Consider the following 23,890-nt stretch of genomic DNA (forward strand, 5'->3'; position numbering starts at 1 on the left):
CGCTGGCGAGCCCTGTCGAGGTGGGCAGGCCAGGTGATGCGACAACGGCAGGACGTCGAGAAGTCCGTATGGGAACGTTCCCATTGGCTGACAAGCTTAGGCGCTAAAGGCCGAAGCCAGCAACAAGGCGTGCCTTAGACAATGGTCTTGAGGTGATGTAGAGCAATGAAAAGGCCCGACAATTGCCGGGCCTCAGGGTATATGCAGCGGAATTTAGCCGCTGGAGAGCATGGCGTGTCTGTCGCGATCCTTCTGCAGCCGTGAGATGACCGTCGGCAGCTGGAACATGCTGGTGATCATGTGGGCGCCTTCGGGCGTTTCTTCGGCATCGGCGAAGCGATTGAGGTGGACCACGGTCATGCCTGCGGCCAGGGCCGCGTTGACGCCGACGATGGCGTCATCGATGGCGATGCAGTCCTCGGCGGCGAAGCCCATGATGCTGGCGGCATGCAGGTACAGGCAGGGGTCCGGCTTCCAGCAGTTGGCCGTGTAGCCGCTGAACAGGCGATTGCCGAACACCTCGGTCAGGCCCACGGTGGCAAGCGAGGTGCGCACCTTGTTTTCGGGGCCGTTGGAAACCACGCCCATGGGGTAGTGCGACAGCGCGGCGAGGGCCTCGGTGGCACCGGCGATGGGGGTCAGGTCGGTGGCCAGGCGGCGGTTGAGGTTGGCGCGCATGCTCGCTTCCAGCACCTCGAGGTGGTCCGGATCGACCTGACCATGTTGTGCCTCGAGGGTGGCGACGATGTTGCGAAAGCGCGCGCCGCGAAAGTCGCCCATATAGTCCTCGGCCCGGAACGGCAGTCCGGCGGCGGAGAGGCTGACGGCCATCTCGGCGGCCAGCAGGGGTTCACTGTCCACCAGGGTACCGTCACAGTCGAACAGCAGGCAGAGGGGGCGAGCCATGGAGGCGACCTCGCGATTCGTTGCGTTATCGAACAGTGTTGCAGATTTCTGCGGAGTCTGCCTGTGTTCGAAGTCGAAAACCACAATTTTTGAACACTGTTTTTTCACGCTGCGCAGTCCGCACTATTGCGGTGCGGAAAAGGGGAATTTGAGGCGGCGAGGACCTCTTCGCTATGCTGAAACACTGCGGTGTTCGAAACACCACATTCTCGGGGCGGGATGGCCCCGGCCATGGTTCAAGGAGGTACTCATGAAAGAAGAGACACTGTGGTCCATCGTGGGATCCGCGGCCGCGGTGGGGGCCAGCGTGATGTCACGCAAGGCCGCCAAGCGTGCCTATCAAAAGGTATCGGACAAGGAACCGCCGGAAAATCCGGATCGCGACGACGTCGAGTGGCGCGAGGCGATCCTGTGGGGAGCCGCTACCGGCGTGATGGTCGGCGTGGCCCGCGTAGTGGGCCGTAGCGCCGGGCGCAAGGCGCTGGACAAGACCCGCAAGGGCGGGCGTTCTGCCAGGCTGCTGCCCGGCAAGCGTTGATCACAGTACAGCAAGGGGCGTCGCCCACCGCCCCTTCCTGGGTCAACCCGTCATGCCCTTGAGCACCTGGGCCGCGATGTGACCTGCTTCGCTGTGGTCGGGGATCGCCATGAAGGTGCTCTGGGAGTAGGCGGGGTCGGGATAACGATAGAAGCCTTCGCCACTGGGCAGACCTAGCTTTCCGTTGGCAAGAAAACGCTGATGGAGGAAGTCGGCGTTGGCCCGCATCTCGTCGTTGTCGTCGACCTCGCCCCAGTGGTGGCTGACGTCGAAGCACGTCTTCATGCCGATGATGTCCATCATGCCGCAGGGCCCCGCTGCAGAGCTCCACATTTTCATGAAGGTGCGGTCGATCATCTCGGCGCTGCCGACGCCCTCACGCAGCAGGGTCAGGGAAGCTGTCAGCAGTGGCACCAGCCAGCTGTTGATCAGATAGCCGTTGCGCGGCTTTTCGACCGGGATGGGGATCATGCCGATGTCGATGGCGAAGCGCGTAACCGACTCCAGGGTAGTGCGTGATGTGCGTGGGTGAGCCATCACCTCGGCCACATTCATGATCCACACCAGGTTGGCGAAGTGCAGCGCGCAGTAGCGCTCCGGGCGTCCGCTGTCATCGGCGAAGTCGGCGGGTAGCAGGGTCGAGGAATTGGTTGCCACCAGGGTCTCGGGGCTGAGCAGCGGTGACAAGGTCCGGTACAGCTGGCGCTTGATCTCGGGATCTTCGGGTACGGCTTCGATCACCAGTTCGGCGTCGGCCACCGCTTCGGCCAGGTCGCTGGTGTAGGCGAGCCGCGCGCGGGTGGCGGCGATGGCTTCGGGCTTGGCGCACACGTCGGCCTGATAGATGCCGGCGTAGTGGTCATGGCTTGCGCGGCAGCGCTCCAGCGCCGTGTCGTCGATGTCATAGACGATGACACTCTTGCCCTTGAAGGCGCTGTGCCAGGCGATCTGGCCACCCAGGACGCCGCCACCCAGCACGCACAGCCTGTGTGGTCCATTTTCGAGAGAAGAGGAAAGGCTCGGGGTCATGTTCTGTCTCCGTGCTGGATCAGAATCTTGGCGTGATCACCGGGATGGCGAAGCGTCTCGAAGACCGCAGGGACCCCGTCGAGGGTGACGCGGTCGGTGATCAAGGGGGCGGCGTCGAGGCGGCCGTCGGCGAGGTCGGTGAGGGTGGCAGCGAACTCCTCGGGGCGGTAGCCGAACGAGAAGCTGAGGTCCAGCTCCTTGCCAATACCGACGATCGGCTCGATCTGATCGGTCTGCATGCAGACGCCGACCACCACCAGCCGGCTTCTTGGTGGCAGGTCGAGCATGGTCCGGGCGATCAGACCGGGCACGCCGACACACTCGAAGGCCACGCAAGGCCTGGGCTGAGCGCCGATCGACAGCATTGCCATGGGGCCGTACATGTCGAAGCCCTGTGGCGCTTCTGCGGCCTCGAGCCAGCAATCAAAGGGGGCACGTTCGGCCGGATCGACAACGATATCGGCACCCAGGCACTCGGCCAGTTGGCGCCGATGGGGGGAGAAGTCGGTGGCCACCACCGGGCCAAAGCCGGCCGCCTTCAGTGCCATCACCACCGACAGGCCGACCGGACCGCAGCCGATCACGATCGGCACTTCGCCTCCGGCGAGCCGGGCTCTGGCGACGGCGTGGCGGCCGATGGCCAGTGGCTCGGTCAGTGCCGCCAGTTCGCTGGGCAAATCGCCGGGCACCTCCAGCAGACTGTGTTCCTGAAGGCGCATCAGCTCACCGAAGCCGCCGGGGTAGGCGTTGGCATAGCCGATGTGATGAAAGCCTTGGGCGTTGACCGCGTAGGGCACCGAGCAGACGCGGGTTCCGGCCTTGTATCGCTTGTCGCAGCCGGGGCCGTGGTCGAGGATCTCGGCACAGAATTCGTGGCCGAAGACCACGCCCTGGTCCGGTTCGAAGGCCACCGGAACGCGGCCCTTGCGAAGCCCCGCCAGCGCATCGTGACAGTGATCTGCCATGTGCAGATCGCTGCCGCAGATACCGCAGGCCAGGGTCTTGACCAGCACTTCTCCCGCTTCCGGCGTCGGGTCGGGCAGTGACTCGAGGCCGAGTCGCTCGTTGCGCAGGACGATCGCGCGCATGGGGAATCTCCTTGGCGTCGATGACGGGCCCCGCGGCACCTGCCTGGCGGGACACATACCGAGCGCAATTGTTGTAGGGAGTCTTGTCGATTGACGCCGCGTGGAGGCGTGATCTTGGCGGGCTAGCGCGGCGCGTCGGTGTAGTGCGGTTGGGGAGGCGTGACATAGCGCGCCGGGTCGAGGCCGCGCTCGGTGATCAGTGCATCGATGAGCCCCATGATGCTGCTGGCGTCCATCAGCCCCAGATAGTTGCCTTGCTGATCGAAGTTGACGTTGGCGCCCTCGACGACCATGAAGGTGTCGGTGATCCCGTCATTGTCGGCGGGAGTGGCGAAGGTATGGATGGAGCCGCCGGGCTCGTACAGGTAGCAGCCGGCGGTCTGGGGTTGATCGGGATACTCGAGATAGTGCCAGCGTCCCGACAGGGTGAAGAAGTGCACCGTACCGGTGTGGTAGTGCTTGGGCAGCACCACACCGGGTTTGAACTTCACCCGCAGCACCCAGACGCCGTTGTGCGGGTCGAGAAACAGCGGCTGGACGTCGACGCCGGGGATGCCTGGCAGCGCGTCTTCATAGATGGGGAGTTCCTGGGTATCCAGGGTCAACAGGGCATCATGGGTCGAAAACTGGAAAGGAAATGGCATCTTGTTGTCGCTCTTGTCGTGGATGGATCAAAGAAACGTCTTCGAAGCATCATCCTCGTCTGCCTGACATCCTCCGATTTGACATTTGATGACAAGGATTTGACCTAGCGCGACACTTAGGGCTAGACCTTAGATGGAGAGGGCTAGGGCTTGTCTGAAAAGTGCCTGCGCTCGGAAATACGGCGTTAAAAATCGGATCAAAATGCTCATTTACACCCCGTAAACTGCGCTTTCTCACCGATTTTTGCCTTGTCTAACCTTCGCTCGTCGACTTTTCGGACAGCGCCTAGTCCAAGCGCGCTGGAGGCAAGAGCCCAAGGATCAACCGCCTCGAAAACGATGAACCGCTTCGAAAATTGAAGAGAGAATCAGCATCCGAGCAACGTAGGTGGTAAGGAAGTCAGGCTGAGGGAGAGAGCATGGCCGACTATTCGCGAGCGTCGTCACTGCACGGTTTTGCCAACTTCGCGCGCCAGCAGGGCATCGACCCCGAGGCCCAGCTTGCCAGGGTGGGGCTATCGCTCTCGTTGCTGGAGTCGCCGGAAAGCATCATCGAGTTCTCGAGTCTGGCGATGCTGCTCGAAAACTGTGCCGAAGCATCCGGAGATTCGCTGTTCGGCCTGAAGTTCGGCCAGTACCAGGGAGTCGATATCTTCGGACCCTTGCTCTACCTGATTCAGAATGCCGCTACGGTCGGCCTGGCGCTGGAGGAGCTGGCACATCACTTTTCCGCCCACTCGAGCAGTGCGGTCATCGACATCGAACGTGGCCCCCGCCAGGCCTTTCTCAGCTACACCATGGTGGGGGGCGGGGCGGCTCCCGGTCGCCAGATCAGCGAGTTGCCGGTAGGCGTCGGCCAGCGCCTGCTGTCGTTGCTGCTGGGGCCGCAGTGGCGTCCCAGGGCCATCTATCTGGCGACGTCCCCCAGCGTGCCTGCGCTCCTGTATCAGCGTTTGCTGGGGGTGGTGCCGACCTTCAACAGCCCTTCCGATGGCTGGCTGCTGGAATGTTCCGACCTCGAGCGTCCTCTGGTGACCGCCGACGGACGTCTGCATCGCTTGATGGAGCAGTATCTGACCTATCGGCTGGAACAACTCCCTCAAGATCTGGTCGATGAAGTGTCGTGGCAAATCCGTCAGCAGCTGGGGCAGGGGGGCGCTGGACTCGATGACATCGCCAGGCGACTGGCGCTGAACCCGAGAACGCTGCAGCGACGTCTGGCCACCAGGGGGCGATGTTTCCAGGATCTGGTCGATGAGGTCCGCAGGCAGTTGGCGATTCATTATCTTCGGGAAACGTCGCTGCCGTTGACCGATATCGCGAATCTGCTGGGCTACTCCGAGTTGAGCGCGCTGACGCGAGGTTGTCGCCGCTGGTTTGGGGTTGCGCCGAGTCGCTGGCGCCAGCACCAGCGGCGGAGATCGAACGGCGCAGGTTAGGCGCTGGTCTTCGAGTCGGCAGCCCGGGTGGTGGGCGCGAGGCGATTGCGCTGAAGTGCGCTTAGGTTATCGCTTCAGCACAGCTGCAGCCGGGTGTGGTCCGAAGGATGTGTTTCACTCTCCATGGGGACGGCCCGTGTACCCCTGATGTGGCCATGCCAAGGGGCGCCCAGGTCTTGGTGGACACTAGACTTGTTGCTGCTGACATCACTGTCATCAAGGTTGCCATCAAGAGAGCTATCACCATGAGCGAAGGAGAGGCGCGACGATGACGCCGCTATGGAAGGCATATCGGTTTACGCGCCGCGAGCAGCATGCCGCGGAAGCGGCCAGATCACGGGAGTCGCTGATCCAGATCCTGGATCGCGCCCGGGACGAGGACGTGTCGCTCAACCCGCGTCCTTCCTCCACGATTCTGGCGCTGGGGCTTCTCTGCCTGTTGCTGGGCACGCTCGGCTTTATCATCACCCTGGCGGGAGGGCTCTCCTGGCCGTGGCTGATTCCGCTGGCGCTGGTCGGGGCAGCCTTGCTGGGTTTCGACTGGCACGCCACCGAGCGGGTGGCCGCCTTCCTGCGACTGTTGGTGCGGCGTGCGGCGGAGCTCGACTTTCGACTGGCCGAGCCCGATGTCGATCTTGATGCGATGCTGACGACGCTCCGGCGAAAGATCACCGACTTTCAGCGTACCTATGCGGACAATGGCGAGCTTGAGTACTGCCGCAGGGCTGCTGATGAGCGCGTCGGTGGCGAATACTGGGTCTATCGCTTCGCCTATGACGAGGGCATGGACAAGGACCGTCGGACCTATCATCGCAACGGCCTGATCTGCGATCTCTTCGAGGTGGCGGCGGTGGATCTTTGCAACCCGCGAGAGGGCAAGTGGCGACTGTTGCACCACGGTTCCACTGGCGAACGCTGGGGAGAGGGTGCCTTTTCTCGCTATTTCGTCGCCTGCACGGCGGAACATGACGCCCTGGCGGCGTTTCTTACCGATGATGTCGTTGACTGTCTCGTGCGTCTTGCCCGCAGTTATCCGGAACTGAACGTTCAGGTCACCCGGGATCATCTGCTGTGTCTGACCTGGTCCGGCGAAGACCCCTACGCGCGGTTATTCGAGCCTGTCTCGGTGGCGCCTGCTGCGCGGCGGGCACCCTTTACCTCGAGCCAGGCGCCGGGGGAAGACCCCGATGAGGTCTATCGGGCGCTGGAGCGACGACTGCGTGCTCCGCGCCATCTCACCGCGCTGGAGCCGCTGCTCAATGCCATCGAGGACATTCGCGCCGAGCTACCGGTGTCCTCGGCCCGCACGGAGGCCAATATTCCGTTGCGGCGACGGCTGGAAGAGTCCACCTGCTGACACCTGACGAGCGGTTTGGTGTTGTGCCAGCGGCGCACAACGAAACGCCCCAAGCCTTGCCGGCATGGGGCGTTTTGCGTTACCGCTGCGGGAACCTGATCGACGCTTACTTCACCTTTGGATCAAGTTCACCTCGGGCGTAGCGCTCGAACATGCCCTCCAGGCTGATCGGCTTGATCCTGCTGGCGTTGCCGGCGGTGCCGAAGGCTTCGTAGCGGGCGATGCAGATGTCCTTCATGGCGCTGACGGTAAGCTTGAGGAACTTGCGCGGGTCGAACTCTGCCGGGTTCTCGGCCAGGAAGCGACGTACCGCACCGGTCGAGGCCAGACGCAGATCGGTGTCGATGTTGACCTTGCGCACGCCGTGCTTGATGCCCTCGACGATTTCTTCCACCGGGACGCCGTAGGTCTCGGGGATGGCACCACCGTTGGCGTTGATCACCTCGAGCCACTCCTGGGGCACGCTGGAGGAGCCGTGCATGACCAGGTGGGTGTCCGGGATGCGCTCGTGGATTTCCTTGATACGCTGGATCGACAGGGTGTCGCCGGTGGGCGGACGGGTGAACTTGTAGGCGCCGTGGCTGGTGCCGATGGCGATGGCCAGGGCGTCGACGCCGGTGGCCTTGACGAAGTCGGCGGCCTCTTCCGGGTCGGTCAGCAGCTGGTCGTGGCTCAGCTTGCCCTCGGCGCCGATGCCGTCTTCCTCACCGGCCATGCCGGTTTCCAGGCTGCCCAGGCAGCCGAGCTCACCTTCTACCGAGACGCCACAGGCGTGGGCCATCTCGACGGTGCGGCGGGTGACATCGACGTTGTAGTCGTAGTCTGCCGGGGTCTTGCCGTCCTCGCCCAGGGAGCCGTCCATCATCACCGAGGAGAAGCCGAGCTGGATCGAGCGCTGGCACACAGCGGGGCTGGTGCCGTGGTCCTGGTGCATGACCACCGGAATATGCGGAAACTCTTCCACGGCGGCCAGGATCAGGTGGCGCAGGAAGGGGGCGCCGGCGTATTTACGGGCGCCGGCGGAGGCCTGCAGGATCACCGGGGAATCGGTGGCGTCCGCGGCTTCCATGATGGCGCGAACCTGCTCGAGGTTATTGACGTTGAAGGCCGGCACGCCGTAGCCATGTTCGGCGGCGTGGTCCAGCAATTGGCGCATACTGACGAGTGCCATGGAGGTACCTGATTCTTGAAGAGGTCGAGAGCGCGATGCTGTCGCGCCCATGTCGCTTGGGTTGTCAAAGGGCCGGCGATGGCCGGCCCCGGGGCTTAGGCTTGGTAGAAAGCACCGGCGAGCGCCGCTGCTTTTTCGGCAAACCTCAGCGAGCGGCCGCCTCGAGGGCGCTGACCGCCGGCAGTTCCTTGCCCTCGACGTACTCGAGGAAGGCACCGCCTCCGGTGGAGATATAGGACACCTGCTCGGCGATGCCGTACTTGTCGATGGCTGCCAGGGTGTCACCGCCGCCGGCGATGGAGAAGCCGTCGCTTTCGGCGATGGCCTTGGACAGGGCCTCGGTGCCGCCACCGAACTGGTCGATCTCGAACACCCCGACGGGGCCGTTCCACAGGATGGTGCCGGCGCTCTTGAGCATGTCGCCCAGGCGGGCGGCGGTATCCGGGCCGATGTCGAGGATCATTTCGTTGTCGGCGACCTGGTCCACCGGCTTGGTGACGGCTTCGGCGGAGTCGGAGAACTCGGTGGCCACGACCACATCGGTGGGCAGCGGAATCTCGACCCTGGCCATCAGCGCCTTGGCCTTGTCCACCAGGTCGGCCTCGTAAAGAGACTTGCCGACGTTGTGACCCGCCGCGGCGATGAAGGTGTTGGCGATACCGCCGCCGACGATCAGCTGGTCGCACTTCTCGGACAGGGCGTTGAGCACCTCGAGCTTGGTCGAGACCTTGGAGCCGCCGACGATGGCGGTCATCGGGCGCCTGGGAGTCGCCAACGCCTTTTCCAGGGCATCGAGTTCGGCGGCCAGCAAGGGGCCCGCGCAGGCGGTCGGTGCGAAGCGGGCCACCCCGTGGGTGGAGGCCTGGGCACGGTGGGCGGTACCGAAGGCGTCCATCACAAAGACGTCACACAGCTCGGCGTAGCGCTTGGCCAGGGCTTCGTCGTCCTTCTTCTCGCCCTGGTTGAAGCGCACGTTCTCGAGCAGTACCACGTCGCCGTCTTCCAGGCTCGGCTCCTGCTCGAGATAGTCGGTCACCAGGCGCACTTGGCAGTCCAGCAGGTCACCGAGGTAGGCCGCCACCGGTGCCAGGGTGAACTCGTCGGCCGGCTCTCCTTCGGTGGGGCGGCCCAGGTGGCTCATCAGCAGCACCTTGGCACCTGCGTCGCGAGCTGCCTTGATGGTCGGCAAGCTGGCGCGCAGACGGGCATCGCTGGTCACCTGGCCGTGTTTGACAGGTACGTTGAGGTCTTCGCGAATCAGTACCCGCTGACCCTTGAGGTCGAGATCGGTCATCTTGCGCACGTTCATGTCGGCAGATCCTCGTCTGGAAAGTCTGAGGGAGACAGCGAATGGCAACGGCTGGTCAGTGGAAGTGTCATCGCTCGGGAACCCGGGGAAGGCTGGCGAGGCGCCCGGCCACGTCCAGCATGCGGTTGGCGAAGCCCCATTCGTTGTCGAACCAGCAAAGCAGCTTGAGCAGGCGGCCACCGGCCACCCGCGTCTGAGTGGCGTCTACGATACCGGAGCGGGGATCGTGGTTGAAGTCGATGGACGCCATGGGCTCCTCGGTATACCCCAGCAGGTCAGGAAGCCGTGACTCGCTGGCCTCGCGCAGCAGTCGATTGACCTCGCTGGCCGAGGTATCGCGCTTGACGCAGATGGACATGTCCATGGCCGAGACGTTGATCGTCGGCACCCGTACATGGAGGCACTCGAAGCGCTCCGCCAGGTGCGGCATCAGGCGATTGATGCCTCGGGCCAGGCCGGTGTCCACCGGCACGATGGATTGCATCGCCGAGCGGGTCAGGCGCAGATCGGTCTGGTGGTAGGCATCGATCACCGGCTGGTCGTTCATGGCCGAGTGAATGGTCGTGGTCACACCGTGCTCGATGCCCAGCGCCTCGTCGAGCACGGTCAGGATCGGCACCAGGCAGTTGGTGGTGCAGGACGCTGCCGAGACCACCCGGACGTCGGGCGTCAGGTCGTCGTCATTGATGCCGCTGACGATGGTGGCGTCGACGTCGCTTTCCGCCGGCTGGGAGAACAACAGCCGGCCGGCTCCTGCCGCGAGATGGCGCTCGGCGGTGGCGCGATCCTTGAAGCTGCCGGAGCACTCCAGCACCAGGTCGATGCCTAGCGCCCGCCAGGGCAGGCGGTCAGGGTCCTCTTCGGACAGCACCCGGATCGCATGCCCGTTGATGATCAGATGGCCGTCGCGGCTTTCCACCCGGCCGGGGAAGCGTCCGTGGGTGGTGTCGTAGCGCGTCAGGTAGGTAATGGTATCGAGTCCCGAGAGCTCATTGATCGCCACCACCTCGAAGCTGGGGTCGTTGCGTTCGATGAGGGCTCGCAGGACGCACTGGCCGATGCGGCCGTAGCCATTGATGGCAATACGCTGGGCCATGGGGCTCGATACTCTCCACGGAGGGATGGACACAGGCGCGAAAGTCTATCTCAAATCGCCCCGCGCGTCGCGGCTCCAGCGGCGTCACACTGGGCATAAAACCGCGCAGGTAGCATAAAAATAAAGCTGAATCGGTTCAGCCGAGCATGCCGGCCAGGCGCCAGGCCAGCGGCATCATCAGTGCCGTCAGCACCCCGGTCAGCGTCATGCCGAGAGAAGCGAAGGCGCCGGCGGTGGGGCCCAGCTCGAAGGCGCGCACAGTACCGATGGCGTGGCCGTTGATGCCCAGCGCCAGCCCCAGCAGGCGCTGATCGGTGATCTTCAAGAGCCGGCCGAACAGGCTGACGCAGGCGGTGGCCGCGACGCCGGTGATCAACAATCCCCCCATCAGGATCGGCACGGAGCCGCCCAGGCGCTCGGTGATGCCCATGGCGATGGGAGCGGTCACCGATTTGGGTGCCAGCGAGGCCAGCAGTTCCGGCGGCGCCCCCAGTGCCCAGGCGATCAGCAACGCATAGCAGGCGGCCAGCACCGTCGACACCGGCAGGCAGACCAGCAGCGGCCTCCACAGCGCGCGTATGTGGTGCATCTGCTGGTAGAGCGGTACCGCCAGGGCCACCGTGGCCGGGCCCAGCAACAGCATCAGCCACTGGGCGCCCTGGCGATAGTCGACGTAGGCGATGCCGGCCGCCTTGAGCGTCGCGGCGAGCAGCAACGAGGCCAGCAGTACCGGCGGGCACCAGCCGGGAGAGCCGAGCCGCCGAAACAGCGCCATGCCGGCCAAGTAGGCGCCGATGGACAGGGCGATGGCCAGCATCGGGGTATCGAGGTGATCGACCACGGCGAGGTTCATGAGGTCTTATCCTGGGCGGTGGTGGTCGCCTCGGAGGGCGTCGCCGGCAGCAGGCGGCGCATCAGCCACAGGGTGCTGGCAACGCTCAACAGGGTGCCCAGGGTCAGCGCCAGCCCCACGGCGAGCCAGTGCCCCGAGATCTGGTCGAGCACCCAGAACACCCCGACCACGCCGGGCATGATCAGCATCGCCAGCAGCATGATCAGCGGCTGTGCCGCCGCTGCCACGTCTTCGTGCATGCGGCCTCGTAGTACGAAGACACCAGTCAATAGCATCAGTCCGACGACGCCGGGGGACAGCGGCAGTTCACCCAGGCTGACCACCAGGTCGCCGACCAGCCACAGCAGCGAAAGCCATAAAAAGCCTCGTAACACGGACATTGCAATCCTCTTGGGTCATTGTCACTGGCCGGGGCCAGGGGAATTGAGCCATTGTGCCGACTCATGGTGCCTTGGTCAGCAGGGGCTCTCGTTGCAGCGCGTCATCCGCTACCCTGTGTAGACTGACTATTCGCCTACCGCCCGACTGGGTCGGGCATGACAGGGAGATTGATGATGAGTGATATTGCCAGCTGGCTGGGTGCCGAGGCAGAGGACCTTTTGACTCATGAATGTCGCGGTATCGCCAAGGAGCAACTCCACCTGCCGGGATCGGACTTCGTCGACCGGGTGATGATGGACTCCGACCGATCGCCAGCGGTGCTGCGCAGCATGCAGTCGATGTTCAACCATGGCCGCCTGGGCGGCACCGGTTACCTCAGCATCCTGCCGGTGGATCAGGGGATCGAACACTCCGCTGGCGCCTCTTTCGCGCCCAACCCGATCTACTTCGATCCGGCCAACATTGTGGAGCTGGCGATCGAGGGCGGCTGCAACGCCGTGGCTTCTACCCTGGGTGGCCTGTCGTCGGTGGCGCGCCGCTATGCCCACCGCATCCCGATGATGCTCAAGTTGAACCACAACGAGACGCTGACCTATCCGGCGATCTACGATCAGACCCTGTTCGCCGAGGTCGACCAGGCCTTCGACATGGGGTGCGTCGCCGTGGGTGCGACCATCTACTTCGGTTCTCCCGAGAGCCGTCGCCAGATCGAAGAGATCAGCGCGGCCTTCGAGCGCGCCCACGAGCTGGGCATGGTGACGGTGCTGTGGGCCTATCTGCGTAACCCGGCCTTCAAGCATGAGGGCACCGACTATCATGTGGCCTCCGACCTCACCAGTCAGGCGGTCCACCTGGCGGCGACGCTCAAGGCGGACATCGTCAAGCAGAAGCTGCCCGAGAACAACGATGGCTATCGTACCATCGGCTTCGGCAACACCCACGAGAAGGTCTACAGCGAGTTGACCAGCGATCACCCGATCGATCTGGCCCGCTATCAGGTGGCCAATGCCTACATGGGGCGTGCCGGGCTGATCAACTCTGGCGGTGCCTCCACCGGAGAGGGCGACCTGACCCAGGCAGTGCGTACCGCGGTGATCAACAAGCGGGCCGGTGGCATGGGCCTGATCTCCGGTCGCAAGGCCTTCCAGAAGCCGATGCGCGACGGGGTAAGCCTGCTCAACGCCATTCAGGACGTCTATCTGGCGCCGGATGTCACCATCGCCTGATCCAAGCCTGCCTCAACAACCGCGCAGGATAGAGGATCAGGCCGCCTAGGCCGACCATCAAGGTCGCTAGATACAGCAGGGGCACGGCGTAAGCCGTGCCCCTGCTCGTTTCTGCTGGTCACGCTTTTGGTCGCAACAGGCCGGGCGTGCCGGCCTGCGCTGGACTTAACCCAGCAGCGTCTTGGCGCGTTCCACCAGGTTGTCCACGGTGAAGCCGAAGTGCTTGAACAGGTCGCCCGCCGGAGCCGACTCGCCGAAGCTGGACATGCCGATGGTGTCACCGTCGAGGCCCACGTACTTGCTCCAGTAGTCGCGATGGCCGGCCTCGATGGCCAGGCGAGCGCGAACACTGCGCGGCAGTACGGACTCACGGTAGTCGGCGTCCTGGCTGTCGAAGACGTCGGTGGCCGGCATCGATACCACGCGCACCTGTTTGCCTTCTGCTTCCAGGGCTTCGGCGGCCTGCATGGCCAGGGTCACCTCGGAGCCGGTGGCGATTAGGATCAGCTCAGGGGTACCTTCGCTGTCCTTGAGTACGTAGCCACCGCGCTGGATGTTGGCCAGCTGGCTCTTGCTGCGCTGCTGGTGGGGCAGGCCCTGACGGGACAGCACCAGCGCGGTGGGGCCGGCGCTGCGCTTGACCGCGTGGGCCCAGGCAGCAGCAGTCTCGACCGCGTCGCAGGGGCGCCAGGTGCACAGGTTCGGGGTGGTGCGCAGGCTGGTCAGCTGCTCGATCGGCTGGTGGGTCGGACCGTCCTCGCCCAGACCGATGGAGTCATGGGTGTAGACGAAGATCGCACGCTGGTTCATCAGCGCCGCCATGCGCACGGCGTTGCGCATGTACTCCATGAAGATCAGGAAGGTGGCGCCGTAGGGCACGAAGCCGCCGTGCAGGGCGATGCCGTTCATGATGGCGCCCATGCCGAACTCGCGGACCCCGTAGTGCAGGTAGTTGCCGCCTGCTGCTTCGGCGCTGATGGCCTCGGCACCCTTCCAGAAGGTCAGGTTGGAAGGCGCCAGGTCGGCGCTGCCACCCAGCAGCTCCGGCAGTTGCGGGCCGAGCTCGTTGAGGCAGTTCAGCGAGGCCTTGCGTGAGGCCACGGACTCGCCCTTCTCCTGGGCGGCCTCGACCAGCGCTTCGCTGTTGAGCTCGCTCGGCAATTCACCCTTCTGGCGACGCAGGAATTCGCGGGCCAGCTCCGGGTGCTCCTGCTGGTAGCGCTCGAAGCGAGCCTGCCAGTCGGCCTGGTGCTTCTGGCCACGCTCGCAGGCGTCCCAGCCCTGGTAGATATCCTCGGGGATATGGAAGGGCGCGTGGGGCCAGTCGAGTTGCTTGCGCGCCGCTGCGACTTCCTCTTCGCCGAGTGCCGCGCCGTGGCATTCTTCCTTGCCCTGCTTGTTGGGGGCGCCGAAGCCGATGACGGTCTTGCAGATGATCAGGGTCGGGCGATCCTGCTGGGTGCGGGCCATCTCGATGGCGGCCTTGATCTCCTCGGGCTTGTGCCCGTCCACCGCCGGTACCACGTGCCAGCCGTAGGCTTCGAAGCGCTTGGCGGTATCGTCGGTGAACCAGCCTTCGACCTCGCCGTCGATGGAGATGCCGTTGTCATCGTAGAAGGCGATCAGCTTGCCGAGCTGGTGGGTGCCGGCAAGCGAGGCGACCTCATGGGAGATGCCTTCCATCAGGCAGCCGTCGCCGAGGAAGCAGTAGGTGTAGTGGTCGACGATCTCGTGGCCCGGGCGGTTGAACTGACCCGCCAGGGTGCGCTCTGCCATGGCCATGCCGACGGCGTTGGCCAGGCCCTGGCCGAGGGGGCCGGTGGTGGTCTCGACGCCGGGAGCGTAGCCGTACTCGGGGTGACCAGCGGTCTTTGCGTGGAGCTGGCGGAAGTTCTGCAGTTCTTCCAGACCCAGGTCGTAGCCTGACAGGTGCAGCAGGGAGTACAGCAGCATGGAGCCGTGGCCGTTGGACAGCACGAAACGGTCGCGATCGGCCCACTTGGGATCGTCAGGGTTGTGAACGAGGTAGTCGTTCCACAGCACCTCGGCGATATCGGCCATACCCATCGGGGCTCCGGGGTGGCCGGAGTTGGCCTTCTGGACGGCATCCATGGAAAGGGCGCGAATGGCGTTGGCCAGTTCGAAACGGGACGGCATTGAGGGCTCCTCGCCTGGGGCAAAGTGGCAATCTGACGTTGGCCTGCCCGGTGGGGGCGGCGCAGCGGCGTCAAGGATAGGCGCCGCCTGTCGTGCCTGTGGACAACGAGGGCGGGAGGGGCGGCGCGGATCGATCGGGGACATATTGTCGCCGGAAATGACAGATCCATCAAATGCCGGGGACTTGATCCATGCCTGGCAGGGTCTGCCATGGCCCGGCCTGTCGCTAGGAACCGGACGGTCGAGCGTGTAGAATTTCGTCCCGCCAGGTCCACGCGGAATCTGCATAGTGCGATCGTCGATCACGGTCGCTCCCGTTTCCATCTTGCCAGGCCCGCCTGCCGATTATCCTACAGAGGGTCGAGGACGCCATGAGCGAATACTCCCTGTTTACCTCCGAGTCCGTGTCCGAAGGACACCCGGACAAGATTGCCGATCAGATTTCCGATGCCGTGCTCGATGCCCTGATCGCGCGGGACAAGAATGCCCGTGTGGCCTGCGAGACCCTGGTCAAGACCGGTGTCGCCATCGTGGCCGGCGAGATCACCACCTCCGCCTGGGTGGATCTCGAGGAGCTGGTGCGCAAGGTGATCATGGATATCGGCTATACCTCCTCCGACGTCGGTTTCGACGGCGAGACCTGCGGGGTGCTCAACCTGATCGGCAAGCAAAGCGTCGAAATCGCCCAGGGCGTCGATCGCGAAAAGCCCGAGGATCAGGGCGCCGGTGATCAGGGCCTGATGTTCGGCTATGCCACCAACGAAACCGACTCTTACATGCCGGCGCCGATCCACTACAGCCATCGGCTGGTGGAGCGCCAGGCCGAGCTGCGTAAGCGTGGCCTGCTGCCCTGGCTGCGTCCCGATGCCAAGAGCCAGCTGACCTTCCGTTACGACGATGCCGGCAAGCCCTGCGCGGTCGATGCCGTGGTGCTGTCCACCCAGCATGATCCGGACATCGACCAGGAGCAGCTGCGCCAGATGGTCCAGCGCGAGATCATCGAGCAGGTACTGCCGGCGGAGTGGCTGTCCGACAGCACGCGTTATCACATCAACCCGACCGGCAAGTTCGTCATCGGCGGCCCGGTGGGTGACTGTGGCCTGACCGGGCGCAAGATCATCGTCGACACCTACGGCGGCATGGCGCGACATGGTGGTGGCGCCTTCTCCGGCAAGGACCCGTCCAAGGTCGACCGCAGCGCCGCCTACGCCGGCCGCTACGTGGCCAAGAACGTGGTAGCGGCGGGACTGGCCGAGCGTTGCGAGATCCAGGTGTCCTACGCCATCGGTGTCGCCGAGCCGACCTCGGTGTCGATCAACACCTTCGGCACCGGTCGTATCGATGACGAACGTATCGTCGAGCTGGTGCGCGATCACTTCGACCTGCGCCCCAATGCCATTACTCGCATGCTGGATCTGCTGCATCCCATGTATCAGCTGACCGCAGCCTACGGTCACTTTGGCCGTGAGCCCTTCGAGACCAGCTATAGCTGGACCGATACCGAAGGCGAGATCCACACCGAGACTTTTACCGCCTTCCCGTGGGAGAAGGTCGACCGGGCCGACGCTCTGCGCGCCGCCGCCGGTATCTGAGCCCTCATCCGACAGTATCGGCACGGTGTCCGCGCCTGCCGACATGACAAGGCCCGCCTGGTTCGCCAGGCGGGCCTTGTCGCATTGTGGCGGCGGGGGGGCCGCGAATGTGCGAAGAGACGTTGGCAGAGCGGTCGCAAGTCTTCTGGTGACCTGGTGGTAATTGTGCGTCTTTGCCTACCTCTTTGTCGCCGGGTTATGCGTCAAACGGCGACATCATCTCATTCCTTTTCATATCCGCGCATGCGGGCGGAGAAGCCTTTGGCTCACGGCTAATATTAGATGGAGACAGGATGCAGATGCCGCTTAGTCGGCAGCGCGGTATCGCATCAGCGCGTCATCATCTGTCAGGCAGCCAGTGATGGTCGTTGGTTCTCGGTAGTCAAAGGTTCGATGTGTCGTTGTCCATCGCCAGATCGTTGTCGAGAAACCACTGTCGAGAAACCGCTGTTCGAGAAACCATCGGCGGCCAAGTGGCCTGCACGGGAAAGTGACGCCCACGTCGCCGGAAAAACGGTTAGAAAGCGGTTGGAAGGCGGCCAGAACGTGAGAATGATTAGCGATAAAAAACGCCGGCGAGCCGCCTGAAAGATGTCAGGAAAGAGGCGCTTTCGGCGACAGGCATATATGGCCTGTGTGAGTTGGACGTCGGTATATATCCATGTCCTTGGCATTAGGGGCGCTGGACAGAAGGCGGTTCGTGGAAGCACATGTCTTGGCCACGATTGAAGTGTGGCCGGCACGATGGTGTGGTCGGCACGATGGAAAGAGGCCATAGCGCCCGTGACAGGAATACTGGCTGGTGCCCCGGGCGGCACGAAGAAGAGCCGATGTGCGGGTGAGACAGGATCAGGGACATGAGCGCTGCGCCAAGACGGTAGCAACGACAGGGGGATCAGAAGATGGGCGAAGCAAGGCACCACTATCACTTCTATCAGCGCCATCATCAGGGGCACTTTCAGCGTCTTCACGCGGACCCGACCTGCTCGCGAACCAGGCTGGCGTCACAGCAGGAACTCTGGCGCAAGGAGTCGCCGTCGCGCAAGGGGGCTGGCGATGACGGGACCACTGAGGCTGGAGGGCGATACTCCCATGACGTGGTATCGCCGGAAGGTGACGATGATTATCTCCAGTATCGTGAGCTATTCATGACCAAGCTGGCGCTGGAGGCTACCGCCGCACTGGCAACGTTTCTGGTGACTGCCGCCGCCATCATGATGATTCTGCTTCAGCACCAGGGACTCTTGACCGCCGTCATCGTCATTGCACTGAGCGTGCCCGCCTTTGTGCTGTCGACGCAGCGCCTTTCGAGCCTGGGGCATGATGCAACGATGTTCGAGAGCGAACCCTTGGGAGATATTCGATTATGAGCATCGGTCAACAGGTGCTGCTCGGCGTCGCCATCACCTCGCCGTTGCTGGTGCTGACATGGTGGTCGGTACGACGTACCGATCGCCATCTGAGAAAGCGTCGCCAGTAGCACCTCAGCATACGGGCTCTCCGTACAGCCGCGCCGTTCAGGTATGCCGTCTGATCACGCCGTTCGAACGTGCCGATCGGTCGAGGCGTTCGGCCGTCATGTCAGGTCGTGGTCTGCGATGGTGACCTTCGGTCGTGACCAAGGAGGGCCAGATGGCCGGGCGTCTCGTCTCTTGTCAGAGTTTCGTATCTCGTCAGAAAAGCACCACCCTCTCGTCTCTCCATTCCTCAGCCAGCTGGCGATGCCTGCTGTTCGTGGTGTCGCTGGTCCTGCCGTCGTGGGCCAACGCCAGCTGTCCTGACTGGACGGCGAGCACGGCGTCCAGTCGCATCACCGAGTTGACCAGCCACCTGCGGCAGTGGGAGCAGGCCTACCGAAAGGACGGCAGCTCGCCGGTCAGCGATGATGTGTTCGACCAGACCGAACGTCGGTGGCGCGAACTCCAGCGCTGTTTTCCCGAGCTCGAGGTGGCGGACTTCAAGGATAGGGCTTCCGCGCCGACAGCGGATAGTGCCATCCCCTGGCAGCGCCATCCTGTGGCGCATACTGGGCTGCGCAAGGCGCAGGACGCTGCCGAGGTGCAGCGTTGGCTGGTGACTGAAGGTCCAGGCTCGCCGCCTGCGGCACCGGCCGACCGCGCTACCGATGTCTGGATTCAGCCCAAGGTAGATGGCGTGGCGGTCAGCCTTGTCTATCACGAAGGCCGCCTGGCGGGCGTGTACAGTCGTGGGGACGGGCGGACCGGCCAGGACTGGACACGCCATGCCGCGGTCATCCCGTCGATTCCCCAGCGCCTGGCAGGTGATTGGCAGTCGCTTGCCGACGGCGATGGTCTGGTGTTTCAGGGTGAGCTGTATGAGCGCCTTGAAGATCATGTCCAGCAGCGGGATGGCGGGGCAGGGGCACGCTCCCATGTGGCCGGCTGGCTTGCCCGCGATGAGTTGTCCCCTGCGCTGGGCCAGCGTATCGGTCTGTTCGTCTGGTCCTGGCCGATGGGGCCGCGGGCGCTCGAGGAGCGACTGTCAGGGCTCGAGCGCCTGGGCCTGGGTCAAATATCGCGATACACCCACCCTGTTGAATCCCAGGAGGACGCCGCCGCCTGGCGCGAGCGCTGGTATCGCTCGCCGCTGCCCTTCGCCACCGATGGCGTGGTACTACGGCGTGGGCGCAGGCCCGACGGTGTGACCTGGCAGGCCGAGCCGCCGCACTGGGCACTGGCCTGGAAGTATCCACCGCGAGAGGCCCTGGCGGAGGTAGCCGACATAGCGTTCCGCATTGGTCGTAGCGGTCGCATCACCCCGGTGGCCCGGCTTGTGCCGGTGGAGGTGGATGGACGCAGGCTGAGCCAGGTCAGCCTGGGGAGCCTGTCACGCTGGCGTGAGTGGGATCTGCGGCCCGGCGATCAGGTGATCATCGAGTTGGCCGGGCTGATCATCCCTCAGCTTAAGGGGGTGGCCTGGCGCGCAGCCGAGAGGCTTGACCTCGAGGTTCCCGCGGAATCGGACTTTCACCTGCTGAGTTGCTGGCACCCGACCCCGGGCTGCCGGCAGCAGTTTCTGGCTCGCCTGGCCTGGCTCAGTGATTCATCGGCGCTGGATCTCGACGGCGTCGGGGAAGGCACCTGGAAGGCGCTGGTGGACGCTGGCCTGGTGGCGGGGTTGCTGGACTGGCGGGAACTGTCGCCAGAGCGACTGGCCCAGGCAAGCGGCATCGGCAAGGTCACCGCAGAGCGTCTTGGTGTTGCCTTCTCCGAGACCAGCCATCGCGGCTTCCCGCGGTGGCTAAGCGCCCTGGGAGCGCCCTCGGCCGGGGGTATCTCCGAGCACGACTCCTGGCGCACGCTGTCTGCGTTGGACGCAGCCGGCTGGCGCCACCGCCCCGGCGTCGGTGATGTCGGCGCCAGGCGCTGGCGCGCGTTTCTATCGCATCCCGAGGTCGACGCCCTGGCGCGGCAACTGGCCGACGCCGGTATTGCTGGCTTCGTCGGGGCCTTCGACGATGACGCGACACGTTCGATTGCCACGCCGGGCTCAGCTAGCCCTTCGCATGGCCATTCGCATAGCCCTTCGCATAGCCCTTCGAACCGCTCTCCAGCTAGTCTCTCACACCGCGCACCAGCTTCCCCCTCAGCGACTCGACTGAAAAGTGATGCTGGCGCCCGGCTAGAGATCGGCGCAGCGCCCTGGTTGGCGAGTCCGCCATGGTGACTCCTATAGTGAAGGCTGGATAACCAGCAGGAGGCGAGCATGACTCCGACCGAGGCTTCGCAAAGGGCGCAGTGGGCTCAGCGTCAGGGTGACTACCGGGTCGCCGATATCGGCCTGGCCGACTGGGGGCGCCGCGAGATTCGCATCGCCGAAAGCGAGATGCCGGCCTTGATGTCCCTCAGGGCCCGGTACCGTGAGGTCCAGCCGCTGAAGGGCGCACGTATCGCTGGCTGTATCCATATGACGATTCAGACCGCGGTGCTGATCGAGACCCTGGTCGACCTTGGTGCGAGCGTACGCTGGTCGTCCTGCAATATCTTTTCCACCCAGGACCACGCCGCCGCGGCCATCGCCGCAGCAGGCATCCCGGTATTTGCCTGGAAGGGCGAGAGCGAGGACGAGTTCTGGTGGTGTATCGAGCAGACGGTGGATGGCGCCGACGGCTGGACCCCCAATCTGGTGCTGGATGATGGCGGAGACCTGACGCTGCTGTTGCACGAGCGACATCCGGACAAGCTTGACGCCATCCACGGCATCAGTGAAGAGACCACCACCGGTGTCCATCGACTGCTCGAGATGCTCAGGGCAGGCACCTTGAAAGTGCCGGCCATCAACGTCAACGACGCCGTCACCAAGTCGAAGAATGACAACAAGTATGGCTGCCGTCACAGTTTGAATGACGCCATCAAGCGTGGGCTCGATCACCTGCTGGCGGGCAAGCAGGCATTGGTGATGGGCTATGGGGACGTGGGCAAGGGGTCGGCGGCCTCGCTGCGCCAGGAAGGCATGATCGTGCGGGTCGCCGAGATCGACCCGATCTGTGCCATGCAGGCCTGCATGGATGGCTTCGAGGTGGTTTCTCCCTATCGCGGCGGTGTCAATCGTGGCGTCGACAGTCTCGATCTCGAACTGCTCGGCAAGACCGACCTGGTGGTGACCTGCACCGGCAATATCGGCGCCTGTGACGCCGCCATGCTGGGCGCTCTCAAGAATGGCGCGGTGGTCTGCAATATCGGCCACTTCGACAGCGAGATCGATACCGCCTACATGCGCAAGCAATGGCTCTGGGAGGAGGTCAAGCCCCAGGTGCACAAGATCTACCGTGACGCCGGGCCGGGGCAGACGTACGATCCCGACAGCCGCAATGTGATCTACCTGCTGGCCGAGGGGCGTCTGGTCAACCTGGGCAACGCCACCGGCCACCCCTCGCGGGTGATGGATGGCTCCTTCGCCAATCAGGTGCTGGCGCAGATGCACCTGTACGCCCGGCGTTTTGCCGAGCTGGGCGCCGACGAACGCGACGGCATGATTGATGTCACGGTGCTGCCACGCCATCTCGACGAAGAGGTGGCGCGCTACATGGTGGAGGGCTTTGGCGGCGTGATCACTCAGCTGACCGAGGCCCAGTCGGAGTACGTCGGAGTGCCGGTGGAGGGGCCATACAAGCCCGATCACTATCGTTACTGAGGCTTGCCGGATAGGGGGCTGTGCGCCCCGCCAGCCTTGATCGGGGCAGGGAATCAGGGCTGGGTAGTCAGCCTGGGGCGAGCCTGGGGAATAGCGGGGCAGGGGGCGGCACCGGTCATCGTTTCGTCATGGCCGCGCCATGGCAGTGTCACCGGGACAGGACAGGCTGGGTGGGCGTCACAGGAGACTGCCCATGGCCACATCACTGACCGCTCGTACCCTGTTCATTTCCGATCTTCACCTCGGCACCCGGGATTGCCAGGCCGCCTTGCTGTCGCGGCTGCTGCGCCGCGTGCGCCCGGAGCGCCTGTATCTGGTAGGGGATGTGATCGACCTTATCGCCATGCACCGTCGGGCGTCACTGCCGGCGGAGCAGCAGCGTCTGGTGGGGCGACTGTTGCGCCTGGCCAAGGGCGGATGCGAGATCATCTACATCCCCGGCAACCACGACGCGGCCTTGCGTCAGCTGTGTGGCATCCGTATGCACCGGGTGCGCATCGAGCGCCGGGCGATCCACGAGACCGCCGATGGTCGCCGTCTGCTGGTCAGTCACGGCGACGAGTTCGATACCCATGTGCGCCTGGCCCCCTGGCTGATGGCGCTGGGTGATGGCATGCATCAGTTTGTGCTGTCGCTCAATCGCTGGTGCAACAAGGCGCGCAGCCTGCTGGGCCTGCCTTACTGGTCGCTGGCGGCGGCGGTCAAGGGGCGCATCGGCGCGGCCCAGCGCTATGTCGAACAGTTCGAGCAGGCGGCCATCCACCAGGCGGCCCGGGAAGGACTCGATGGCTACGTCGGCGGGCATATCCACAAGGCCGGATTTCGTGCCCAAGATGGCGTGCTCTACTGCAACGACGGTGACTGGGTGGAGCATTGCACGGCGCTGATCGAGCGCCCCGACGGCAGCCTGGCGCTGATCGACTGGGAAGGGCAGGTGATCGAGGCCGAGCCTTCGATGCCCCGCGCCTGCCCCGAGGGCGTCCTGGCGGGGGCCTGAGGAGCGCTTTTGAGCCTTCCTTCACCACTTCGATTTGTCTAACGGGCGGGGCGCTGGCCTTCGCCAGCGTTCTGCTGGCCACCCGCAATTTCTTCTTCAGCCGCGGGTCATTGACCGTGCCTGCCATGTGGCGTCGTCTGCGGCGTAAAAATAAGTTGTTGAACTCATGCTGCCAGCGGCCATGCTGCAAGACGAGCGCGACGCGCGCACACGTCGGCGTATGTATCGGTAAGCGCCGGCGGTTTTTCGTCTGGTAACCAGGAGGTTGGCATGGCAAGCGTACATATCGTGGGTCCCGCGTTCTCGAACTTCGTGCGCAGCGTGATGCTGGTGTGTCACGAGAAGGGCATCGAGCACAGTGTCGGGATGGAGGTCGAAGGACGTCGTGTCGAGCTGCATTCACCGGAGTTCAAGGCGCTCAATCCCTTCGACAAGATTCCCGTGCTGATTCACGGCGAACGACGCCTGTACGAGAGCGTTGCCATCTGCCGCTACCTGGAGGGCGCCTTCGATGGGCCAGACCTGCTAACCAGGGATGACTGGACGCGGGCCCAGGTGGACCAGTGGTGTGCTGCGCTGGCCACCCAGGCCGACCAGGCCATCGTGCGGCGCTACCTGCTGGAACTGGTCTTTCCCAAGGGGCCCAATGGCGAGGTGAGGGAAGACCGGGTTCGCGAGGCGGCCCCGGAGGTGGCACGGATACTGGCCATCCTGGAGCACCAGTTGGCGGGGAGAGACTTTCTCGTCGGTGATGGCTTCACCCTGGCCGATGCCCTGGCGGCGCCGATGCTCGACTATCTGGAGGCCACGCCGCCCGCCGCCTCGCTGATGGAGGCGGCGCCAAATGTTCGAGCCTACGTGGAGCGTCTGAGATCGCGGCCTTCCGGCAAGGCGGTATTGGTAGCGCCCGTGTTTCCCCGCTAGTTACTCTCGGCGTTAGCGACTTTCGCCTT

At 64.3% G+C, this 23,890-nt stretch carries 20 protein-coding genes; 10 read left to right on the plus strand and 10 right to left on the minus strand.

Annotation, left to right across the window (positions count from 1 at the left end; genetic code table 11):
* Positions 1-213: 213 nt before the first annotated feature.
* Positions 214-906 carry an HAD-IA family hydrolase gene (locus NFH98_RS01295; protein WP_045992255.1) on the minus strand — a complete coding sequence of 231 codons (693 nt, stop codon included), beginning with the start codon at positions 904-906 and terminating at the stop codon, positions 214-216.
* Between the two features lie 250 nt (positions 907-1,156).
* Between NFH98_RS01295 and NFH98_RS01300 the strand changes: the two genes are divergently transcribed.
* Positions 1,157-1,444, plus strand: a complete 288-nt coding sequence (locus NFH98_RS01300) for a DUF4235 domain-containing protein (RefSeq protein WP_052704310.1) — start codon at positions 1,157-1,159, stop codon at positions 1,442-1,444.
* Between the two features lie 42 nt (positions 1,445-1,486).
* On the opposite strand, the gene NFH98_RS01305 is transcribed toward NFH98_RS01300, so the two are convergent.
* The 3 genes from NFH98_RS01305 to NFH98_RS01315 all read right to left on the minus strand — a co-directional run bounded on the left by NFH98_RS01305 (position 1,487) and on the right by NFH98_RS01315 (position 4,205).
* A complete protein-coding gene (locus NFH98_RS01305) occupies positions 1,487-2,473 on the minus strand; it encodes a 3-hydroxyacyl-CoA dehydrogenase (RefSeq protein ID WP_348827444.1) in 987 nt (328 codons plus the stop codon).
* Positions 2,470-3,561, minus strand: coding sequence for a zinc-binding dehydrogenase (locus tag NFH98_RS01310; protein WP_348827445.1), 1,092 nt, complete (start codon positions 3,559-3,561; stop codon positions 2,470-2,472). Before NFH98_RS01310 ends, NFH98_RS01305 begins: the two co-directional genes overlap by 4 nt.
* 122 nt (positions 3,562-3,683) lie before the next feature.
* Positions 3,684-4,205 (minus strand): 2,4'-dihydroxyacetophenone dioxygenase family protein, encoded by a 522-nt coding sequence (locus NFH98_RS01315; protein ID WP_348827446.1) that lies wholly within the window; start codon positions 4,203-4,205, stop codon positions 3,684-3,686.
* Positions 4,206-4,624: 419 nt separating this feature from the next.
* Between NFH98_RS01315 and NFH98_RS01320 the strand changes: the two genes are divergently transcribed.
* Positions 4,625-5,644, plus strand: coding sequence for an AraC family transcriptional regulator (locus NFH98_RS01320; protein ID WP_348827447.1), 1,020 nt, complete (start codon positions 4,625-4,627; stop codon positions 5,642-5,644).
* A gap of 268 nt (positions 5,645-5,912) precedes the next feature.
* A complete protein-coding gene (locus NFH98_RS01325; protein WP_045992250.1) occupies positions 5,913-7,001 on the plus strand; it encodes a hypothetical protein in 1,089 nt (362 codons plus the stop codon).
* A 106-nt stretch (positions 7,002-7,107) separates the two neighbouring features.
* Here NFH98_RS01325 and fba read toward each other — a convergent pair whose 3' ends face one another.
* From fba to NFH98_RS01350, 5 genes are all read right to left on the minus strand, one after another.
* Positions 7,108-8,172 (minus strand): class II fructose-bisphosphate aldolase, encoded by a 1,065-nt coding sequence (gene fba, locus NFH98_RS01330; RefSeq protein WP_045992249.1) that lies wholly within the window; start codon positions 8,170-8,172, stop codon positions 7,108-7,110.
* 145 nt (positions 8,173-8,317) lie between these two features.
* Positions 8,318-9,481, minus strand: coding sequence for a phosphoglycerate kinase (locus NFH98_RS01335; RefSeq protein ID WP_348827448.1), 1,164 nt, complete (start codon positions 9,479-9,481; stop codon positions 8,318-8,320).
* A gap of 67 nt (positions 9,482-9,548) precedes the next feature.
* Positions 9,549-10,577, minus strand: coding sequence for a type I glyceraldehyde-3-phosphate dehydrogenase (locus NFH98_RS01340; protein WP_348827449.1), 1,029 nt, complete (start codon positions 10,575-10,577; stop codon positions 9,549-9,551).
* 136 nt (positions 10,578-10,713) lie between these two features.
* Positions 10,714-11,430, minus strand: coding sequence for an LrgB family protein (locus NFH98_RS01345; RefSeq protein WP_045992246.1), 717 nt, complete (start codon positions 11,428-11,430; stop codon positions 10,714-10,716).
* Complete coding sequence (locus tag NFH98_RS01350) at positions 11,427-11,810, minus strand: CidA/LrgA family protein (RefSeq protein ID WP_348827450.1); 384 nt, start codon at positions 11,808-11,810, stop codon at positions 11,427-11,429. The genes NFH98_RS01345 and NFH98_RS01350 overlap by 4 nt, the downstream gene beginning before the upstream one ends.
* A gap of 174 nt (positions 11,811-11,984) precedes the next feature.
* Here NFH98_RS01350 and NFH98_RS01355 point away from each other — a divergent pair, with 174 nt between their 5' ends.
* Entirely contained in the window at positions 11,985-13,037 is a 1,053-nt protein-coding gene (locus tag NFH98_RS01355; RefSeq protein ID WP_222516157.1) for a class I fructose-bisphosphate aldolase, read from the plus strand.
* 165 nt (positions 13,038-13,202) lie between these two features.
* On the opposite strand, the gene tkt is transcribed toward NFH98_RS01355, so the two are convergent.
* Positions 13,203-15,194 (minus strand): transketolase, encoded by a 1,992-nt coding sequence (tkt, locus tag NFH98_RS01360; protein WP_222516156.1) that lies wholly within the window; start codon positions 15,192-15,194, stop codon positions 13,203-13,205.
* 371 nt (positions 15,195-15,565) lie between these two features.
* On the opposite strand from tkt, the gene metK reads away from it, so the two are divergent.
* From metK to NFH98_RS01390, 6 genes are all read left to right on the plus strand, one after another.
* Complete coding sequence (gene metK, locus NFH98_RS01365) at positions 15,566-16,786, plus strand: methionine adenosyltransferase (protein ID WP_045992242.1); 1,221 nt, start codon at positions 15,566-15,568, stop codon at positions 16,784-16,786.
* 902 nt (positions 16,787-17,688) lie between these two features.
* The gene (locus NFH98_RS01370) at positions 17,689-18,156 is read left to right on the plus strand and encodes a hypothetical protein (protein ID WP_348827451.1); all 468 of its coding nucleotides are present in this window, start codon (positions 17,689-17,691) and stop codon (positions 18,154-18,156) included.
* A gap of 262 nt (positions 18,157-18,418) precedes the next feature.
* Positions 18,419-20,473 carry an NAD-dependent DNA ligase LigB gene (ligB, locus tag NFH98_RS01375; protein WP_348827452.1) on the plus strand — a complete coding sequence of 685 codons (2,055 nt, stop codon included), beginning with the start codon at positions 18,419-18,421 and terminating at the stop codon, positions 20,471-20,473.
* Between the two features lie 39 nt (positions 20,474-20,512).
* Entirely contained in the window at positions 20,513-21,940 is a 1,428-nt protein-coding gene (gene ahcY, locus NFH98_RS01380) for an adenosylhomocysteinase (RefSeq protein ID WP_108449994.1), read from the plus strand.
* 193 nt (positions 21,941-22,133) lie between these two features.
* A complete protein-coding gene (locus NFH98_RS01385) occupies positions 22,134-22,937 on the plus strand; it encodes a UDP-2,3-diacylglucosamine diphosphatase (protein WP_108449993.1) in 804 nt (267 codons plus the stop codon).
* Between the two features lie 270 nt (positions 22,938-23,207).
* Entirely contained in the window at positions 23,208-23,861 is a 654-nt protein-coding gene (locus tag NFH98_RS01390; RefSeq protein ID WP_349622112.1) for a glutathione S-transferase family protein, read from the plus strand.
* Positions 23,862-23,890 lie beyond the last annotated feature (29 nt).

Source organism: Halomonas sp. H33-56, from assembly GCF_040147035.1.
Classification (GTDB): Bacteria; Pseudomonadota; Gammaproteobacteria; order Pseudomonadales; family Halomonadaceae; genus Halomonas; species Halomonas litopenaei.